The organism is Phytobacter sp. V69 (assembly GCF_965644215.1).
GTDB lineage: Bacteria > Pseudomonadota > Gammaproteobacteria > Enterobacterales > Enterobacteriaceae > Phytobacter.
The window spans coordinates 1-1,669 of the sequence record NZ_CBFFRL010000403.1 but is presented as its reverse complement, the minus strand read 5'-3'; the positions used below and the strand labels follow the sequence as shown (position 1 = coordinate 1,669).

1 protein-coding gene is annotated in these 1,669 nt (G+C 50.3%); it reads right to left on the bottom strand.

From position 1 onward, the window contains the following. Window positions 1-39: 39 nt before the first annotated feature. Entirely contained in the window at window positions 40-1,389 is a 1,350-nt protein-coding gene (locus ACSZPU_RS25550; RefSeq protein WP_499004403.1) for a TraI domain-containing protein, read from the bottom strand. Between the last annotated feature and the right edge of the window lie 280 nt (window positions 1,390-1,669).

Below are 1,669 nucleotides of genomic sequence, written 5' to 3'. Positions count from 1 at the left end.
CTTATCGGTAGTTAACCCTTCCTCCTACACTCTCCACAATTATGTCCGAGCGTTGCACTTATTATCTGAATTCGCGAGCAACAAATATTTAAAAAAACACTCAGGTGAAACAATGAATACAAACTGAGCCAGAATATGCGCAAAACTCTCGCCCTCATTGACACTAACCGTACCGTCAAGGATTGAGGATTTCAGCCAGTCCAGAAACTTTTCTCCTGGGGTGCCAGATTCCATCCCGACCAGCGAAGGCTCTTTAGAAGAAGTAGTTTCAACCTTCGCTTCAACAACAGGAGCACCAGAGCCCGACATCTGGTCAAGCACGCTAAGAAGTGCTGCGGTTGATACCGACTCGTCCGGGACAGTTTCATCACCTGTTCGTTCATCGGATGACTGAGTATCATGATTATCAAATGCCGAAAGCAACGTAACCTGACCGGTAACATCCTTGGCAGCATAATCACCTGTCTGGTTAGTATCGTAACCTATTGATGCATTGTTAATTGGCTCTGGAACCGGTGTTATATTTTTGTGACTGGACGTTTGATGCATATCGTCGTCTATTAAATTTGGGATATTGTTTGTTCTGGATTCTTCCTCACCTTCCTCCCCTGTGGTGATCACCTTATCGCTTTCAGAGGGGCTTGCTGTACCAGAAACGGTTCCTGATCTATTGGCAACGCTGGCAAGCGCATCGCTGATGATGCTGTTGAGAATTCCAGACTGAGCTTTTTGTCCGCTGAGATACAAAAATAGCGCACCTGAAATCGCCGGCCAGCGTTGAAGCCAGATAGCCGCAGCATCCGGGATGAGTTTACTGGCAATGTACATGCCGTTCATTGAAGCCGTCCTCCCCTGCCGGGGACGCACCCGCCAGTTTGCACCGGGTATTTCCATCCCCGGACACCAGGCTTTTCCGTTCGCCAGGCTCCCTTCAATCTGCGACAACCAGTCAAGATGATGAAAAAGCCCAGCCCAGAACACTGCGCATATCCAGGCCGGCCCCTGCTCTGCCTGCTCCTCAGGCGTCGCTCCCGGAGGTAACATCATACCGCGTACCAGCCTCACGGCACTTGCGGCCACGGATAAACTGAGGTCAGTAAAGCTCCCTGGTGTGGAGAACGGCCCCGCCCAGGCTGCCGGTACTTCCTGAACCCGAGCAGCCATTTGCTCTAAGGGTTTTAGCCAGAATTCGTCAAAGGCTGACTGTGACAGTGGGCAATTTTCCCGCAACATCCGGACGATCTTCTGTCGCTCCGCAGTTCCCAGTAACAACTGACCGGACCGTACGTTCCTGAACCCTCCCGCTTGTGCCGGCTGCACGGATGGCCTTACTGAGTGTTCCGTTCCGACTGCCAGCCCAAGGCCTGTTAACCATTTCAGTCCACGCATAACCACCCCATAACCAGATTCCGAATTGACGCTACGCTATGGAGACGGTTGTATTTTGCAAGTCAAAAGCCTTAGTTCCTGATTAAACAAAACGAACTTGCATTAATCCTTAAAGGCCGGTTCACAGTTTTCAGATGAAGATAATTAATCAGCATGCTTCCTTAAGCGCCATCAGAAATCTGAGGGAAGCGACAGGAATGCAAAGATTAGATAGTGTCGTCACAAGATTTTAGCCCAGAGAGCGATGCATCTGATCTGGACGGCAGCGAGAAATGAGGCC

What these genes read in the sequence shown, in the direction of transcription:
- ACSZPU_RS25550 (WP_499004403.1), bottom strand. Translation starts at nt 1,389, where the DNA reads ATGCGTGGACTGAAATGGTTAACAGGCCTTGGGCTGGCAGTCGGAACG.